The sequence below is a fragment of the Streptomyces sp. NPDC001985 genome (assembly GCF_040296845.1).
Taxonomy (GTDB): Bacteria; Actinomycetota; Actinomycetes; order Streptomycetales; family Streptomycetaceae; genus Streptomyces.
The window spans coordinates 35,144-49,323 of the sequence record NZ_JBEOYB010000031.1 but is presented as its reverse complement, the minus strand read 5'-3'; the positions used below and the strand labels follow the sequence as shown (position 1 = coordinate 49,323).

The following is a 14,180-nucleotide window of genomic DNA, read 5'->3' as shown; positions in this document are numbered from 1 at the left end:
GGCACGTCACTCCGTCCAGCTCCCCAGAATTCCGTCGATGACGATCCGTCCCTTCGCTCCGGCCTCTGGCATGAAGTGAGCGTAGTAGCTCAGCGTGACAGTCGGCGAGGAATGTCCGAGCCACCGCGCCAGCGCCACCACGGACTCCCCAGCCTCCAGCACGATCGAGGCGTAGGTATGCCGGAGCACATGGAAGCCATCCAGGGGCGCCGCCTCCCACTGCCGCGCCTTCGCCCCTTCGGGACGCGGCGGGATGACACCGGCCTTGGCCAGCGCCGGCTTCCATGTATGGGTGTTCCAGGTGTTCGCGGCAATGGGGTTGCCGAACCGCATGGTGAGCAGGGGTGCGAACTTCGGGCGCTGCCTGTCGGCCCCGGGCCTCCCTCGCCCCAGTCGGGTCGAGGCCCCCTGCGTGCAGCCTCTCCGGATCGTCGGGGGAACCGGCCCCAACCGTCCCCGTGCCAGCCGCATCTCCGCTGCTGGACTACAAGGGCTGGCCGCTCGATCCCACCAACCTCACCCGCCGCTTCCGCCGTCTCCTCCACCGCGCACAGCTCCGGACCATCCGCTTCACGACCTTCCACACTCGACCGCGACCCTGCTCCTGGAACAAGGCATCGACCTCGTCGTCATCAAGGAACTCCTCGGCCACTCCCACATCGGCGTCGCCGCCGGCGTCTACGCACACGTACGACTCCGCCTCCAGCGCCAGGCCATCGACACCCTCGGCAGCATCCTCAGCCAGACCGATGCCCCGGACGACCCGCCCACCGCAGCCGTCGTCCGCTGACGTTGCCGTCACCGTTGCCGTCAAAAGACTGAAGAGCCCCACCGAAATAGGATTTCGGTGGGGCTCTTCAGTCGCATGTGGGCCTGACCTCGATATTAAAGATCAGTTATCGAGATTCACCTTCACTGACGGGGCGCAACACAGACCGCAAGCGGTCAATCGCAACCTGGGCCTCAGATTTTTCCTCAGCGCCGACCCAGCTTCGCCAGAACCAGCCATCTGCGGGCAATGCCACTTCCAGCGCTTGGACAGCAGACGATGCCAGGGCCTGCGCGATTGGTTTCGCTAGCCATTCTGTGATGCCCGGATATTCCTCGTTCCAAGTCAGCGAGTGCCCAGCAGGGATATTTGCCGCAACTACGGCCGCAGCAGCCATCACCTCCTCTGGCAGTACCGAGGAAGAGGGGCTCCCACCCCCCTCCACAGCGGAACGGAACGTGCTCTGCACGACCGCGAGCCGCTGCGGAGCCGACTGTTCTTCCAGCTCATCGAGGAAGTCCTCAGCCGTGTCGCTGTCGAACGGACCTGAACCCCAGGTTCCCATCACTAACTCCAGTTAGAGGTTTACGGTAGGTATCCGCCGATTGGAACTTCGATCTCTGGGTCTCTTCGGTTAAGGAGAGTTCCACCTCTCGCCTTAACGCCCTCCATCATGGTCTGTTCCATGCGGCGGATCGCCGTCTTGCTTGCCCCAGCAGGCAGAGTGAAGTAGGTGACATTCACCACGTCATCCGATGTGTATCCGGCCTTGCGGACCGCATGTTTGGATCTCATCGACTTATTCACGCGTTCTCTAATGCTTGACGTTGAGCTTCCTACATACTTCGTTTCATCATTGAGGTGAATGGTGTAGATGCCCGGCTCGGTCGGCACATCAAACTTCGTACCCGGCCCGCAATTTGAGTTATGAACGAGGACCGGAGTCTCGCCCGCCAGCACATAGTACGTGTGGATGTCGTTGACGGTGAGGTTGTAGACGGGCTGCTGGGCGGCCCATGATTCGACCGTCTCGATCCTGGCCCACGTACCGTAAGCGGTCTTGAGCGACTGGCCCGGGACGAGTTCGCCCGCGTCGACCCACCTACCCAAGGATTCAACCCAGTAGGGGTGTCCCTCTGTAGCGGTCATCGTCGAGCCGGACACCTGCTTGTCACTGCTGTCGGCCTCGGTGCTGGCCACCGCTTGCAGGCGTGCCCCGTTGCCCTGGCCGGAGACGGCGAGAGCTGCGGTGGCCGGGCCGTCTGCCCGGGCCCGGATGGTGATTTTGACGAGGTGCTTGTATCCGTCCCCCGTGATGGTGGCGGAGACCGTTTTGGGCTTGGTCTGGCCGGTCTTGGGGTCGGTGGCGATGACCTTGTCGCCGGTCTTGATTTTGTCGATGGGCTTCTTCGAGCCGTCGGCCATCAGGACCAGGGTGCCGGGGGTGAAGCTGTTGCCGTCGCGTTCGCAGGTTGCGCCCTGGGCCTCTTCGCCGGCCGTTTCCCGGGCTTCGCCCTTGGCCTGCTTGGCCACGTTCTGGGCTGCGGGTCGTTTGACCTGGGATGGTTTCGGTTTGGGTCTGGGCTGTGCCCGTGGCTGCGGTTTGGGTATGGGTCGTGCTGCGGCCTTACGTGCGGCTGCGCGTTTGGTGGCTGCCTTGCGTGCACTTCCTGACCCTGCGGCGCTGTCACGCGATCACGCTTTTCCCTTTGCCTGCTTCAGGATGATTCTTTGGTGGGTTTTAGGGTTTATGGCGCTGTTTCCATTAGCGTGGTTGGAGAGATTGTGGATTGGGTTATTTTCAGTTTATATGCGATTGATGCCTGAATTATCTTCTGTCATCGTCGGCAGAGCTGCGGGGTGACCGGCTCGAAGAGTTCGGGAGTGGACACCTCGAAGAGGAACTGTGTCAGCAGGTCTTCGTGCCCGTCTTCGATGTGCACTTCGTCCTCGAAGTGGACCGCATTCGCCCATTCGGTGAACTCGCCGGGATACGCCAGCCCGGCCACTGCCTTCTCTGCGGCGGCTGCGGCATGCACACGGCTGAAGGTGACGGTCCCCGTCACCGCCCTCTGCCGGATCGCCCGGACGAGCCGGGCAGGCTCACCGCGCCAGTGCACAAGGTCCTCAAGCGGCTCGTTCGACATCATGCTCACGCTGGCCACCTGCCCGACAACTCGGATTCCGGCCCCCGCATATCCCCTCAGGCTGCGGAGGTCGATCGAACTACCCCCGCGCATGCGGCCTGATCTGCTGCTGCGCAAGGTCGAGGCCGCCCTCACCGCGGCCGAGGAGCGTCCCGCACGCGCACCGTCCTGGACGGACCGGCTGCTGCCCGTCCGGATCGACCTGGCCCGCTCCGCATCAACCGGCTCCGACTTCGAACGCGTCATCCTCACCATCCGGCTCGCTCTCGCCGGCACCCCGGGCCGTCCGCTGCCCGCCTTCGACGTGGCCTTGCGCCAGTACTGGGGGCACACCCACCCCGGCGAACCGCTCGACGAGTACATGCGGCGCACCGGGCTGATGGGACGCTTCGGCACCGCGCTGCCCCAGCAGATGCAGACCGCGGTGAGCGAGGCCGCCGCCCTGCTGCAACTGCCCGGCGGGGCCGCGGCCGGGCAGGTCGCCGGGGCTCCGGTGCAGGGGTTGCGGGAGCGCCGCGAACGCGCCCGCGCCCTGGCCGGCTGCTCTCACGCGGCCGCGCTGCTGGAGGCCGTCCCCGGCCTGGAGGCTCTCTCCTACTACCCGCACCTGCTCGCGTGGGAACTCGGCCGGCTGCCCGCGAAGCACAAGGTCACCACGGTGGTCCTGCTGGACACCTTCGAAGATACCGCCGACCGGCACCGCGACCTGGAACGCCTGCTGCAGCGCCTGGTGTGTCTGATGCCGAACGTGCTGTTCGTGATCAGCGGGCGCAGCCGTCTCCCGTGGGCGGACCCGGCGCTGCACGGCCAGCTCGACTGGACCGGCCCGACCGCATGGCCCGGCCTCGCACCCGGGGCGGGCGGGCGTCAGCACCTGATCGGCGACCTCTCCCCCGAGGACCTCGACGACCACCTCGCCCGCCGCCTGATCCAGGACGGCCGGCCCCTCATCGAGCCCGGTGTACGGGCGGCGATCACCGCCCGCTCCCACGGCCTCCCCCTCCACCTCGACCTCGCCGTCGCCCGCTCCCTGGAGATCCGCCGCACCCGCACCCCCGCACCCCCGCGCCGCCGGATTCGACCTCCAGGCCCCCGCCCGGCAGCTCACACAGAGGCCGCTGGTCTCCGAGAACCCCTACGCACTGTGGCCGTACCACCTGCACGGCGCGATCCGCTCCGCCCTGCGCGACGACCGGACCGAGGACCACTGGACCGCCGCCGACTGGCACCGGGCCGCCGGCCGCGCCCTGGCCGCCCTCGGCGAACAATGGACCGCCACCCCCGCGCCGGGCCGCATGCTCCTCGTGGCGTGCCTGCGCCAGGGCCTGCGCCTGGCCCGCGACCACCGCCTCACCGACCTCGGCTGGCTCACCGACGCCGCCCACACCTACACCGACGACTCCGTCTGGGAACCCCTCGCCCCGGCCGGCGGCCCGGCTGCCGGTGACGGAGCCCAGGACACCACCACCACCGGCGGCGCGGACGGCACCAGCACCGGCCTGGAGACGGCCGCCGACGCCCTGGCCGAACTGCTGACCGCGATCGCCCGCCGCCAGCACGAACACCGCGCACGCACCGCCGAACGCCTCACCACGGTCCTGGACACCGGACTCCTCGACGGCGAGCTGACCGCGCCGGCCCTGTACTACCGGGCCAAGGCCCACAAGGACCTCGGCCGCACCGCCGACTCCCGCGCCGGGATGCGGCAGGTCGCCGACACCGGCGGCCGCCTCGCCCCCAAGCCCCGCCGCGGACTCGCGAACCTCGACCGCATCTGCGGCGACTTCCCCGCCGCCCTCGCCGCCGTCCCCACCCTCGGCTGGAAAGGCCGCCACCACCGCGTCGCCGGCGACATCCACTGGCCCCACGCCGACCTCGACCAAGCCACCACCGCGTTCGAGGCCGCGCGCGCCGAGGCCGAACAGCACGACGCCCCGGGCGAACAAGCGATCGCCCAGGTCCGCCTCGCCCTCACGGTCGCGTTCGCCGACCCCGTCCGCGCCCGCGACGAGCTCGACCTCGCCCACCAGTACCTCGCCCCCTCGACCAGCACGCCACCACCCTCCTCGCCCACATCACCGCCCTCATCAAGGACGCCGGACACCCCGACGTGCCCGGCCGCGCCTACGCGCTGCGCCGGGAGATCATCGAGGCAGGGCTGCCCTGGCTGACCCGATTCCTGGAGATCTCCCTCGCCTTCCACCACGCCGTCCGGGGCGAGCACTCGGAGCTCACCGATCTCATCGACCGGCTCCACACCCTCACCGACATCGCCGCCGCCATGGGCAACCTCCCCCACCCGCCCCGCCCCACCGTCCGCCGGCTCGACGGACACGAACCCGTACGAGAGCGCTGGCGCGCCCTCGTCACCACCCGCCGCGCATATCTGAACGCCTCTTCCTGACCACAGGAACACCTCGCCCACAGCCTGCTGGCGCGCGAGGAGGAGGTCGCCCGCGCCGGGCCCGGCCGGATCATCGCGTAGTACCCAAAGGGCTCCCCGGGCCATACTGGGGGCATGACCGTGCAGCCCTTCCCGTTCCCTGTGCCGGACGCGTTCGACCTGTTGTGCCAGCAGTACGCACAGCGGCTGCCGGCGCGTCTGGAAGACCTGGCCGGCCCCGCCCGCGGAACGGTCGACCTGCCGTTGCACGTGGTCTGGTCGGGCCGCCGCTCCTACGGCCTCGAACAGCCGCGCTCCCGGATGGGCCTCTACCGCACCGTCCTGGCCGAAGGACAGCGCCAGGACCTGACCGAGTTCCTGAACCGGGACCTGCTCATCGCGCAATGGCCGGTGCTGCGCACACTGATCAGCCGCCCGATCAGGGACGTCTGGGAAGCCGCTTTCCCTGAACTCACCACCGCGACGGCCACGACCGCCGCGTGAACCTGACAGAACTGCACCGTCGGCTCCTGGCCGACGTCCTCGCCATCGGAGCGCCCTACCCGCTTGTGATCACCGGCGGGTACGCCGTACAGGCCCACGGCCTGGTCGACCGGTTCTCGCAGGACCTGGACGTCGCCACCGAGAACCCGGCCCCGATCGACGAGATCATCCGCACCATCAGCGACGGTCTCGCCGCGCGCGGCTGGGGCGTCCGGCACATCGAGTCCAGCCCACTGTCGGGGCGCCTCATCGCCACCGACCGCGCCACGGGCGAGGAGTGCGAAGTCGACGTCCTCAAGGAAGCCTTCTGGGCACCACCGGCGATCTGCGACTACGGCCCCGTACTCGCACTGGACGACGTGATCGGCACCAAGGTCCGCGCGCTCGCGGACCGCGGCGCGGTCCGCGACCTCATCGACGTCCACGCCGCGATGCGGCACCGCTCCACTCCGGAGCTGGAAAACCTCGGCCGCCGCCATGCCCGCTTCGAGTTCAGCTTCCACGACCTGCGCGACCGCCTGGCAGGAGCCGAGTGGTGGGACGACCAGGACTTCGCCGAATACGGGCTGGACCCTGTACAGGTAGCCGACCTGCGCGCATGGGCACTGGCCTGGGCCAACGACCTCGACACCCGCCTCCACCAGGACGATCCGCACGACGAATGACGGGCCCGGACGCCGGGGTCTGCGACTCGCGTGAGTCGCAGGCCCCGGCGTACCCTGCGCCTCGCATGAGCCACGGCTCCGCTACGGGGAGTTATTCAGTCGGCCGCGGGCCGCCACCGGTCGGCCGCCCGGGCCGCCGCGCGTGCCCCGAGGAGCCCGACGGCCAGGGAGGTTCCGGCACACGCCGCAACGCCCGTTGCCAGGATCGCCCAGGACACGGACCCCTCCTTCACAAGGGCGATGAAGAACACCGAGTGCCAGGCAGTCACAACGCCGGTGATCACGGTGGCGACGAGCAAGGGGACGGTGAGATACCAGGAGGCCACGGAGTGGAAGACCCGGCGGCGGCCGGTCAGCACGGACAGCGGGGCGAGGGCGTGGCGGACCCGGACGAACTCGGCGCCCGCGCTCACCGCGCCCGCCAGCAGGATGAACAGGATGCCGGTGACGCCGAAGAGGTGTATCCAGTTCGCCAGCCGGGATCGTGAGGACTCCAGCCAGCTCCCGCCCAACGCCAGGACCTGCCCCGGAGGATTGGACAGCGTATAGGCAGCCTGCTTCACCTGGGTGGCTTGTCCCGGGGTGGGGGTCACGACGAGCAGCGATTCGATCCCACCTGGTTTCACCGAGATCTGGGTGCTTTGAGTGAGTGTGACGTCTCCGTACCAGCGACGCATCTCCGCCACCTGGAGGCTGCTGCCCGCTGCTGCTTCCTTGTCACCGCGGCAGACTGCCCCCAGTGCGCGCAGGTCACGACAGGAGCCCGCGAGAGATGTCCAGGGGGGCCTTGGGCGGTCCCGGATCGTGGAAAGTACGGGTCAGCAGGGCCGAGCCCGGTGGAAGCGCCGCCCGGAAGCGGTCCGCCTGAGGTGCGGTCATGCCACCGGTGTTCACCTCGATCACCGTGTCCTTGATCCGCTCGTGGGTGGCGAGGGCAGCCTGCGACTGGGTACCGAGCCTGCTGGTCCACACCTGCATCTGGGCGACGATCCCGATGCCGATCACCATGGCCAGGGCGAGGCGCACGATGACGCCGGGGTGCGCGTGGGTCCACCGCCCGCCGATCAGACGGCCCGCGTGCCCCCTGCGCCTGCCGTTCGCGGCGAGCCAGGAACCGAGCCGGCGGGTCAGCACAGCCACAAGAGAGGAGAGGAAGGCCCACATGACGACGGTCCCGGTATTGAAGACCACAAGCTGGGCTTGCCGCTCCAGGTACTGGCTGCCCAGGATGAGAGCGACGCCGGCGCCGCAGACGTACAGCCGCCACGCGGGGACGCGGGAGGCGGACGAGGCGGGGCGGGTGGATCTGCCGTCGCGGTGGACGCGGTGAGTGCCGACCACGATGCCCAGCACCGCCAGCAGGGATAACACCGCCGCGCCGCCGGCGGTGGGCCAGGCAGCCCAGAGGTCCCGGTGGTCGAGGAGATATCCGGTGGGCACGAGCCGGAGGTCCCGCACGGAGGCGAGCGCGTACGGGACGAAGCCGGCGAGGGTCCCCAGAGCCGAGGGGATCACGGCCTCGCCGATGTTGACGACCATCCGGTGCCGCCAGGTCCCGCCCAGGGCCTGGAGCAGACCACTGCGCCGGTCCCGGGTGCGGGAGCCGACCCGGGCCGCGACCACGGCCAGGGCGAGCGCGGGCAGCCCGGTGAGAGCCCACAGCTCCTGCAACGGGAATCCCACCGAACGTTGGTCGGCCATCTCTCCGGTCGCTCCGCCGCTGCTCCCGAAGTCCGCCGCCCGCATCCACCGGGGATCGTCCTCCGGCGGGGCCTGGGCCACCCGGATGTAGGCGATCCGCTCGGACGGGGTGACGAGACCGTCGGTGGTGACGGTGCCGGTGAACCGTCCGTACCGGGTCAGGACTCCCTCCCCCACTCCCTTGTCGACGAGTTCGGGGGAGAGCAGTACCCCGCCCGGTGCCGGCCAGCGGGCCACCCCGGCCGGAACGGGAGCCTCCGCGGTCAGGGGGTGGACGAAGACGAGGGACACCGGTCTCCCGCCGACCGTGTCCGCGCCCTCCCGGTACAGCAGCGTGGCGTTTTTACCGAAGGTGACCATCGCCCCCCGGGCGTCCGCCCTGCTCTCCCGGCCCTCGTAGGTGGCGAGCGTGGCCACGGTCGCCAGGGCGACCAGGGCGACGGTGAGCGCGGCACCGAACAGACCCCACCAGCGCAGCCGGTCACCCGGTGTGGACCGGCCCGCGGCCAGACCGATCCGGAACAGGGTGCCCGCCGTGCGGATGCGTTCTCTCATCGAACGGCTCCCGCTTCGACCAGGATTCCGCCATGGGGCTCATGGCGCCGGTCGGCCCGCTCGGCCACCGCGGGATCGTGGGTGACCAGCAGCAGTGCGCAGCCGCGGTCGCGGGCGGTGGTGAAGAGCAGGTGCGCGACCCCTTCCCTGGCCTCGGGGTCGAGAGCACCGGTGGGCTCGTCGGCGAGGAGCACCTCCGGCTCGGTGATCAGTGCCCGGGCGACGGCTGTGCGCTGCCGCTCGCCCCCGGAGAGCATCCCGGTGGGCGTCGACCCGACGGGAACCCCCAGCTCTTCGAGGAGCCCCTCCGCACGCCGGTAGGCGTCCTGGTGGCGGCCCCCGCCGAGCAGCACCGGCAGCGCGACATTCTCCACCGGGCTCAGTTCGGGGAGCAATTCACCGAACTGGAACACCATCCCCAGCGTCTCCCGCCGAGCCTGCGCCAGCTGCGCGGACCCCAGCCCGGTGATCTCCCGGCCACCGGCGGTGATCGACCCCGCCTGGGGTTCGATCAGACCGAGGACGCACATGAGCAGGGTCGACTTCCCGGACCCGCTCGGACCGGTCACCGCAACCGACTCACCCGGGGACACCGACAGATCCACACCATCGAGCAGCGTCCGCCCCCCGACCTCGTACCGCAGACCGCTCACACGGAGCCCTGATGTATCGTTCTTTTTTACGAAATCTGGCCTCTTGTCAAACTAAATGGGAAAACCGCACCAGCCCGGAATGGGCTGGTGCGGTACCGGCATGGCGAGCGGGTTTACGGGATGACCCATCCCGAGCAGTCGCCCGGAGTGCCCCGGTTCTCGTCGCACGCCTTGAACTTGTAGATCCTGGAGCCGTCGCCGGAGTAGGCCGTGGTTCCCCGGCCACTGTGGTTCCACAGGGTCCGCTTGTCATCCGGACTGGCTGTCCGGAAGTACTCGGCCTTCACCGACTCCGTATCGCCGCTGTTGTCCTTGACGGCTATTTTCCCGCTGTTGCCGCCGTCGGCCGGGGACCAAGCAGGGGCACCCCCACCGTGGGCGTCGGCAGCAACGGCGGTGGCCATGGGTACGGCCAGAGCCACAGTGATCAGTGCGGCAGCGACGAACTTCATTCTCGTCATACGCATGCACTTCTTCAGGTGGTGAAGATAAAAAGGCTGGTGACGCATCAGAGCGGCGGCGAAATCCGATGCCGGTGTGCACGGCCCGCTCTGGTGTGGTCCTGGCCGGGGCCCCGGCGTTAGACGAGAATCAACGTATGCAAGTGGTTCTCCCACAACAAGAGTTGATGGGACGAAGGCTCAAATTCGGCGGCGGTTACATCCCGGGTTGCGAAACATGGGCAAAACCCGAATGTCCTGGTGTCTTCAGCCACGCCACAGGAAAAGGAGAGACGTCAACGGCCTGGACTGCGGTCCACTACTGGCCGAAATCCAGTCTCCGGATTCATAGACTCGCCTTGCCCGGAACATCGGGGCGACCGCGCCGACCAGCGCATACACCAGCGTTCCCAAAAACTCCGAACCACCTTCGGACGGGAGGCAGACGGTGAAATTCAGTTCGATATCCAGTTCCATAGTGTCGGTCGGTATCACGTTGTGATTCCGCTGCATCGCTACCGCTCGAAGGATCACGTCGCACCGTCGCCGCTCCCGGGAATTACTGCAGGAAAATCGTCTGGTTGTTATCGGCGCGGCGGCTTGGCTTGTCTCCAGCGCCTGCATGCCCACACCGCCGGTGGCGGACCGGGTGCCGGTGCGCCGCGGGCGGCTCGTCGGACTACCCGCGCGGGCGGGGCGGACCGCGTCCGACTGTCGTCCATCGACAACCACGTCGGACTACCCCCGCGCGGGCGGGGCGGACGCGACGCCTGGGTGCTGGTGAGCTTGTACCGGAGGACTACCCCCGCGCGGGCGGGGCGGACGGCCTCGGCGGAGCCGTCGGGGTTCTCCGTGACGGACTACCCCCGCGCGGGCGGGGCGGACCCGCTCATGGCCGCCAGGGCGTTCTGCGGCATGGGACTACCCCCGCGCGGGCGGGGCGGACGGCCGCGTCGCCTGTGGGTGCAGCGACCTAGGGGGACTACCCCCGCGCGGGCGGGGCGGACCCGCTGCGGTCGAAGTCCGGGGGCCCGCTGGGAGGACTACCCCCGCGCGGGCGGGGCGGACGGCGGTCTCGACCGCGGCCCGCAGGCGGGCGGTGGACTACCCCCGCGCGGGCGGGGCGGACCGACGTACCCGACAGGACCGGCGCCGGGACGACGGACTACCCCCGCGCGGGCGGGGCGGACACTTCGTGACCTGCGGTTCCTTCACGTGATCATGCTGTTTTGCTTTACCTGCTTCACGGCGGTTCCCCGAGTGCTGCTGTTGTGCCGGCTTCGGTGTCATCGGGCTCGGGATCACCGTATCCGCAAGAGCTGTCGTCGCGTTGCCGGTTCTCTATGCCGTTTACCGCACTGCGCCCAGGGGTTGGCGCGGGAGGTCTGCGCCGCTCAGCTCCAACTCGGCGCCCATGCGATCACCGTCCCGGTGGTGCCGGCGAGCAGCCGGTCCGTCCGCGGCACGGACCCGGCCGGATCGGTGCTGGGCCGGTCTGCCCGCGCAGCTGCTCCAGCCGAGGGGAGATTCGAGGATGGTCAACGCCCGTACGCCCCCGCTGTCGCGGGATCTCGCGATTTAGGGTGGCTCCATGAGTGATCGTCGCGGACCGCAGAAAGTCTCGCCGGTGCTGTTGGGCGCAGGTGGGTGTGAGGGCGACTGGCTGCCTGTCACCGCGGGTGAGTCGGGAGCCGCCGTCTTCCGCAGCGCGGACGGTACCCGGTACGCCAAGTGCGTAGTGGCAGCGGAGGCTGCCGGCCTGGAGGCCGAGCGGGACCGGGTCGCGTGGCTGAGCGATCAGGGCGTCCCGGGGCAGCGGGTGCTTGGCTGGCGCTCCGGCGATGTGGGTGCCTGCCTGGTGACCAGTGCCGTCGATGGCGTACCCGCCGACCAGGTGTCCGCCGCGGACCTGCGAGCCTCCTGGGGACGCATCACGGACGCGGTCCGCGGGCTGCACGACCTGCCCGCACAGGGCTGCCCGTTCCGCCGGGACCTGGACGCGATGGTCGCCACAGCGCGCGATGTCGTGAGCCGTGGCGCGGTAAACCCGGAATTCCTCCCTGTCGAGCAGCAGCGCACGCCAGCTGCGGAGTTGCTGGCCCGCCTGGTCCCCCAGGTCACGCGGCGACGGGAACAGGAGGCCGCCGACACGGTCGTCTGCCACGGAGACCTGTGCCTGCCCAACATCATCCTCGACCCGCAGACCCTGCACGTGGCGGGTTTCATCGATCTGGGCCGCCTCGGCCGGGCCGACCGCTACGCCGACCTGGCGCTGCTGCTCGCCAACGCGCGGGGGACATGGCCGGATGAAGAGCGGGCACAGGACGCGGACACGGCGTTCGCCGAGGAGTACGGCATCTCCCTCGACCACGACCGCCTGCGCTTCTACCTCCACCTCGACCCGCTCACCTGGGGCTGAGCCGCGGTCAGCCCGCCCAGCCGGACGACCCCCGCGCGGGCGGGCCGGACACTTCGTGACTGGGGTGTTGTCACGTGATCACGCTGTTCTCCATTGCCTGTTTCACCGCGGTTCCCTTAGGTGCTGCTGTGCCGGCACTGGTGGTGTCATCGAGCTCGGGGTCTCCGAATCCGCAGGAGCGGTTGTCGGGTTGCCGGTTCCTCTTCACCGGCTCTTGGGCCGTGCCCATGGGTTGGCCTCCGAGGTCCGCACCGCTCAGCTCCACCTCAGCGTCCATGCGATCATCGACCTGGTGGTATCGACGTCCAGCGGGCGGGCGACGAGTGCGGGCAGCCGGTCCGTCCGCGGCACGGAACCGGCCGACTCGATGCGGGGCCGGTCTGCCCGCGCAGCTGCTCCAGTCGCGCCGCGAGCCGGTACTGCGCAGCGCGCTCCCCCGCCGCGCCGGCATCCGCATCGTGCGGGTTGCGCCGGAACCAGCGCCGGCCCTGCTCGGTTCGATACACCCGGCGAGCTTCCATCTCGGCTTCCTCGGTTTGCCCAGCCGCCCCAGCGCACTGCAGTACTCCGGCAGCGCCTCCCTCACCGGGACGGGGACGGACGCCGGCCAGGCACGGCGCACGTCACGGCAGTGGCCGGGACACAGGTCTCGACGGTCATGTCTGTGCTGGGAGAAGAAAGTCCCAGGGGCGGCCCTGGCCGGTGACCGCGTCAGGGTGCCGCAGGGATGCGGGGGCGCGCGGTGTCGGCTCTGCGTTCGGGCAGCGGGTTGGGACGGCGTCCGGGGGGCGGGGTGCGACGGGCGGGGGTGGTGAGGGCGTGGATGCGGTCGGTGAAGTCGGTGTCGGGCAGGGGCAGGTCGAGGTCGTCGTCGACGAAGGCCACGGCGGCGGGTACGTAGCGCAGGACGGCGGTGACCGGGTCCGGTACCTCGGGTGTGCCGGTCTTGAGGGCGCGCAGGATGCGCAGGGCGGTGGTGGGGTCGATCTCGGCGAAGTCGGTGTCGTCGCCGGTGGGGGTGAGGGCGGCGTCGGTCTGGGCCTGCCACCAGTCGGCCTCATCCGTTTCGCCGAGGGTGCGGTGGTGGAGGGTCAGGTAGTAGGAGGCGGCAGTGTCGCCCGCGCCGGCGGCGTACTGCAAACAGGAAGCGGGCGGAGTCCGGGCGGCCGGTGAGCTCGAGCATGCAGCCCAGGACCCGGGCGCCGACCGGGCCGGGGACCCGGGCGAAGAACGTGCGCAGGTCGGTGAGGGCGGCGGGGTGGGTGATGACCGCCTCGCACAGCACGGTCAGATCCCACGCGGCGGCCGTGTGACCCGGCTCGGTGCGGGGGCTGGGTGAGCAGGGCCCGCCACCGGCTGGCGTCCGCTCCCCCGCCGGGCGCGGTGGCGGCGGCGCGGGCGGCGATCCGGGCGACGGCGGCGTCGATGTCGGCCGAGTTCGACGCCGTGCTCGCCGAGCCGGAGCCCGCCCGCGGCCTCGGAGGAGCTGCCCACGCTGCGGCTGGCGTGGTGGGTGCTGGAGACCGTTCCCGGCGCGGTCGGGGCAGCGACGGACGCAGAGGACGCCCGGCTCCGCGCCGGGGACCACAGCACCGTCGTCACACCCTGGACGAGAACATCGACGCCCTGGTCCCGGGGCACGCACTCCGGGGCCTGCCTCAGGCCTTCGCCGCCATCGGCGCCCAGCCCTGCGGCGGCGTCCCTCCACCGCTTGGAGCGCGGTGAAGGCGAGCGCTGCCGCCGAGGCCGGCCGTGTTGAGGTCGCCCGGTACTGCCGGGTTCAAGAGCTCGCGGCGGGTGCGGGCGATGCCGGTCTTCAGGGACGCCCCGACATCGGCGACTTCGGCGGCGCGGACGGCCTCGCGGGACTAGCCCCGCGAGGGCGGGGCGGACCCCTTCAGGTCAGCGACACGGAACTCGGCTGTCGGACTACCCCCGCGCGGG

At 69.9% G+C, this 14,180-nt stretch carries 16 protein-coding genes, 1 pseudogene and 1 CRISPR repeat array; of the genes and pseudogenes, 6 read left to right on the top strand and 11 right to left on the bottom strand.

Translation table 11 applies throughout. The annotated features are described in order from the left end of the window. Positions 1–6 precede the first annotated feature (6 nt). The gene (locus ABT122_RS16180; RefSeq protein ID WP_502976153.1) at positions 7–333 is read right to left on the bottom strand and encodes a tyrosine-type recombinase/integrase; all 327 of its coding nucleotides are present in this window, start codon (positions 331–333) and stop codon (positions 7–9) included. A gap of 158 nt (positions 334–491) precedes the next feature. Between ABT122_RS16180 and ABT122_RS16175 the strand changes: the two are divergent. After that, positions 492–790 (top strand): annotated as a pseudogene (locus tag ABT122_RS16175) (tyrosine-type recombinase/integrase); the annotation flags it as partial. A gap of 106 nt (positions 791–896) precedes the next feature. On the opposite strand, the gene ABT122_RS16170 reads toward ABT122_RS16175, so the two are convergent. From ABT122_RS16170 to ABT122_RS16155, 4 genes are all read right to left on the bottom strand, one after another. After that, the gene (locus tag ABT122_RS16170) at positions 897–1,334 is read right to left on the bottom strand and encodes a DUF4259 domain-containing protein (protein ID WP_351551480.1); all 438 of its coding nucleotides are present in this window, start codon (positions 1,332–1,334) and stop codon (positions 897–899) included. Between the two features lie 20 nt (positions 1,335–1,354). After that, on the bottom strand, positions 1,355–2,302 hold the full coding sequence (locus tag ABT122_RS16165) for a Hint domain-containing protein (RefSeq protein ID WP_351551477.1): 948 nt from the start codon (positions 2,300–2,302) through the stop codon (positions 1,355–1,357). A 305-nt stretch (positions 2,303–2,607) separates the two neighbouring features. Next, complete coding sequence (locus ABT122_RS16160; RefSeq protein ID WP_502976152.1) at positions 2,608–2,925, bottom strand: hypothetical protein; 318 nt, start codon at positions 2,923–2,925, stop codon at positions 2,608–2,610. Between the two features lie 208 nt (positions 2,926–3,133). Then, on the bottom strand, positions 3,134–3,907 hold the full coding sequence (locus tag ABT122_RS16155; RefSeq protein WP_351551474.1) for a hypothetical protein: 774 nt from the start codon (positions 3,905–3,907) through the stop codon (positions 3,134–3,136). Here ABT122_RS16155 and ABT122_RS16150 point away from each other — a divergent pair. The 4 genes from ABT122_RS16150 to ABT122_RS16135 all read left to right on the top strand — a co-directional run bounded on the left by ABT122_RS16150 (position 3,876) and on the right by ABT122_RS16135 (position 6,468). Continuing rightward, complete coding sequence (locus tag ABT122_RS16150; protein WP_351551471.1) at positions 3,876–5,087, top strand: hypothetical protein; 1,212 nt, start codon at positions 3,876–3,878, stop codon at positions 5,085–5,087. The genes ABT122_RS16155 and ABT122_RS16150 overlap by 32 nt on opposite strands. Beyond that, positions 5,027–5,320, top strand: coding sequence for a hypothetical protein (locus ABT122_RS16145; RefSeq protein WP_351551468.1), 294 nt, complete (start codon positions 5,027–5,029; stop codon positions 5,318–5,320). Before ABT122_RS16150 ends, ABT122_RS16145 begins: the two co-directional genes overlap by 61 nt. A gap of 114 nt (positions 5,321–5,434) precedes the next feature. Next, complete coding sequence (locus ABT122_RS16140; RefSeq protein ID WP_351551465.1) at positions 5,435–5,803, top strand: hypothetical protein; 369 nt, start codon at positions 5,435–5,437, stop codon at positions 5,801–5,803. Further along, positions 5,800–6,468 carry a nucleotidyl transferase AbiEii/AbiGii toxin family protein gene (locus tag ABT122_RS16135; protein ID WP_351551463.1) on the top strand — a complete coding sequence of 223 codons (669 nt, stop codon included), beginning with the start codon at positions 5,800–5,802 and terminating at the stop codon, positions 6,466–6,468. Before ABT122_RS16140 ends, ABT122_RS16135 begins: the two co-directional genes overlap by 4 nt. 95 nt (positions 6,469–6,563) lie before the next feature. Here the strand turns inward: ABT122_RS16135 and ABT122_RS16130 are convergent, their stop codons facing one another. The 5 genes from ABT122_RS16130 to ABT122_RS16110 all read right to left on the bottom strand — a co-directional run bounded on the left by ABT122_RS16130 (position 6,564) and on the right by ABT122_RS16110 (position 10,294). Then, positions 6,564–7,094 (bottom strand): hypothetical protein, encoded by a 531-nt coding sequence (locus tag ABT122_RS16130; protein ID WP_351551460.1) that lies wholly within the window; start codon positions 7,092–7,094, stop codon positions 6,564–6,566. 124 nt (positions 7,095–7,218) lie between these two features. Next, on the bottom strand, positions 7,219–8,724 hold the full coding sequence (locus ABT122_RS16125) for a hypothetical protein (protein ID WP_351551457.1): 1,506 nt from the start codon (positions 8,722–8,724) through the stop codon (positions 7,219–7,221). Then, the gene (locus ABT122_RS16120; protein ID WP_351551454.1) at positions 8,721–9,377 is read right to left on the bottom strand and encodes an ABC transporter ATP-binding protein; all 657 of its coding nucleotides are present in this window, start codon (positions 9,375–9,377) and stop codon (positions 8,721–8,723) included. Before ABT122_RS16120 ends, ABT122_RS16125 begins: the two co-directional genes overlap by 4 nt. Before the next feature lie 113 nt (positions 9,378–9,490). After that, the gene (locus ABT122_RS16115) at positions 9,491–9,838 is read right to left on the bottom strand and encodes a hypothetical protein (RefSeq protein ID WP_351551451.1); all 348 of its coding nucleotides are present in this window, start codon (positions 9,836–9,838) and stop codon (positions 9,491–9,493) included. Positions 9,839–10,084: 246 nt separating this feature from the next. Further along, on the bottom strand, positions 10,085–10,294 hold the full coding sequence (locus tag ABT122_RS16110) for a hypothetical protein (RefSeq protein WP_351551448.1): 210 nt from the start codon (positions 10,292–10,294) through the stop codon (positions 10,085–10,087). Between the two features lie 258 nt (positions 10,295–10,552). Beyond that, positions 10,553–11,007: a CRISPR direct-repeat array (repeat unit 28 nt; unit sequence GGACTACCCCCGCGCGGGCGGGGCGGAC). Positions 11,008–11,408: 401 nt separating this feature from the next. Between ABT122_RS16110 and ABT122_RS16105 the strand changes: the two genes are divergently transcribed. Continuing rightward, positions 11,409–12,236 (top strand): APH(3'') family aminoglycoside O-phosphotransferase, encoded by an 828-nt coding sequence (locus ABT122_RS16105; protein ID WP_351551445.1) that lies wholly within the window; start codon positions 11,409–11,411, stop codon positions 12,234–12,236. 711 nt (positions 12,237–12,947) lie between these two features. Here ABT122_RS16105 and ABT122_RS16100 read toward each other — a convergent pair. Further along, the gene (locus tag ABT122_RS16100) at positions 12,948–13,376 is read right to left on the bottom strand and encodes a hypothetical protein (protein WP_351551442.1); all 429 of its coding nucleotides are present in this window, start codon (positions 13,374–13,376) and stop codon (positions 12,948–12,950) included. Between the last annotated feature and the right edge of the window lie 804 nt (positions 13,377–14,180).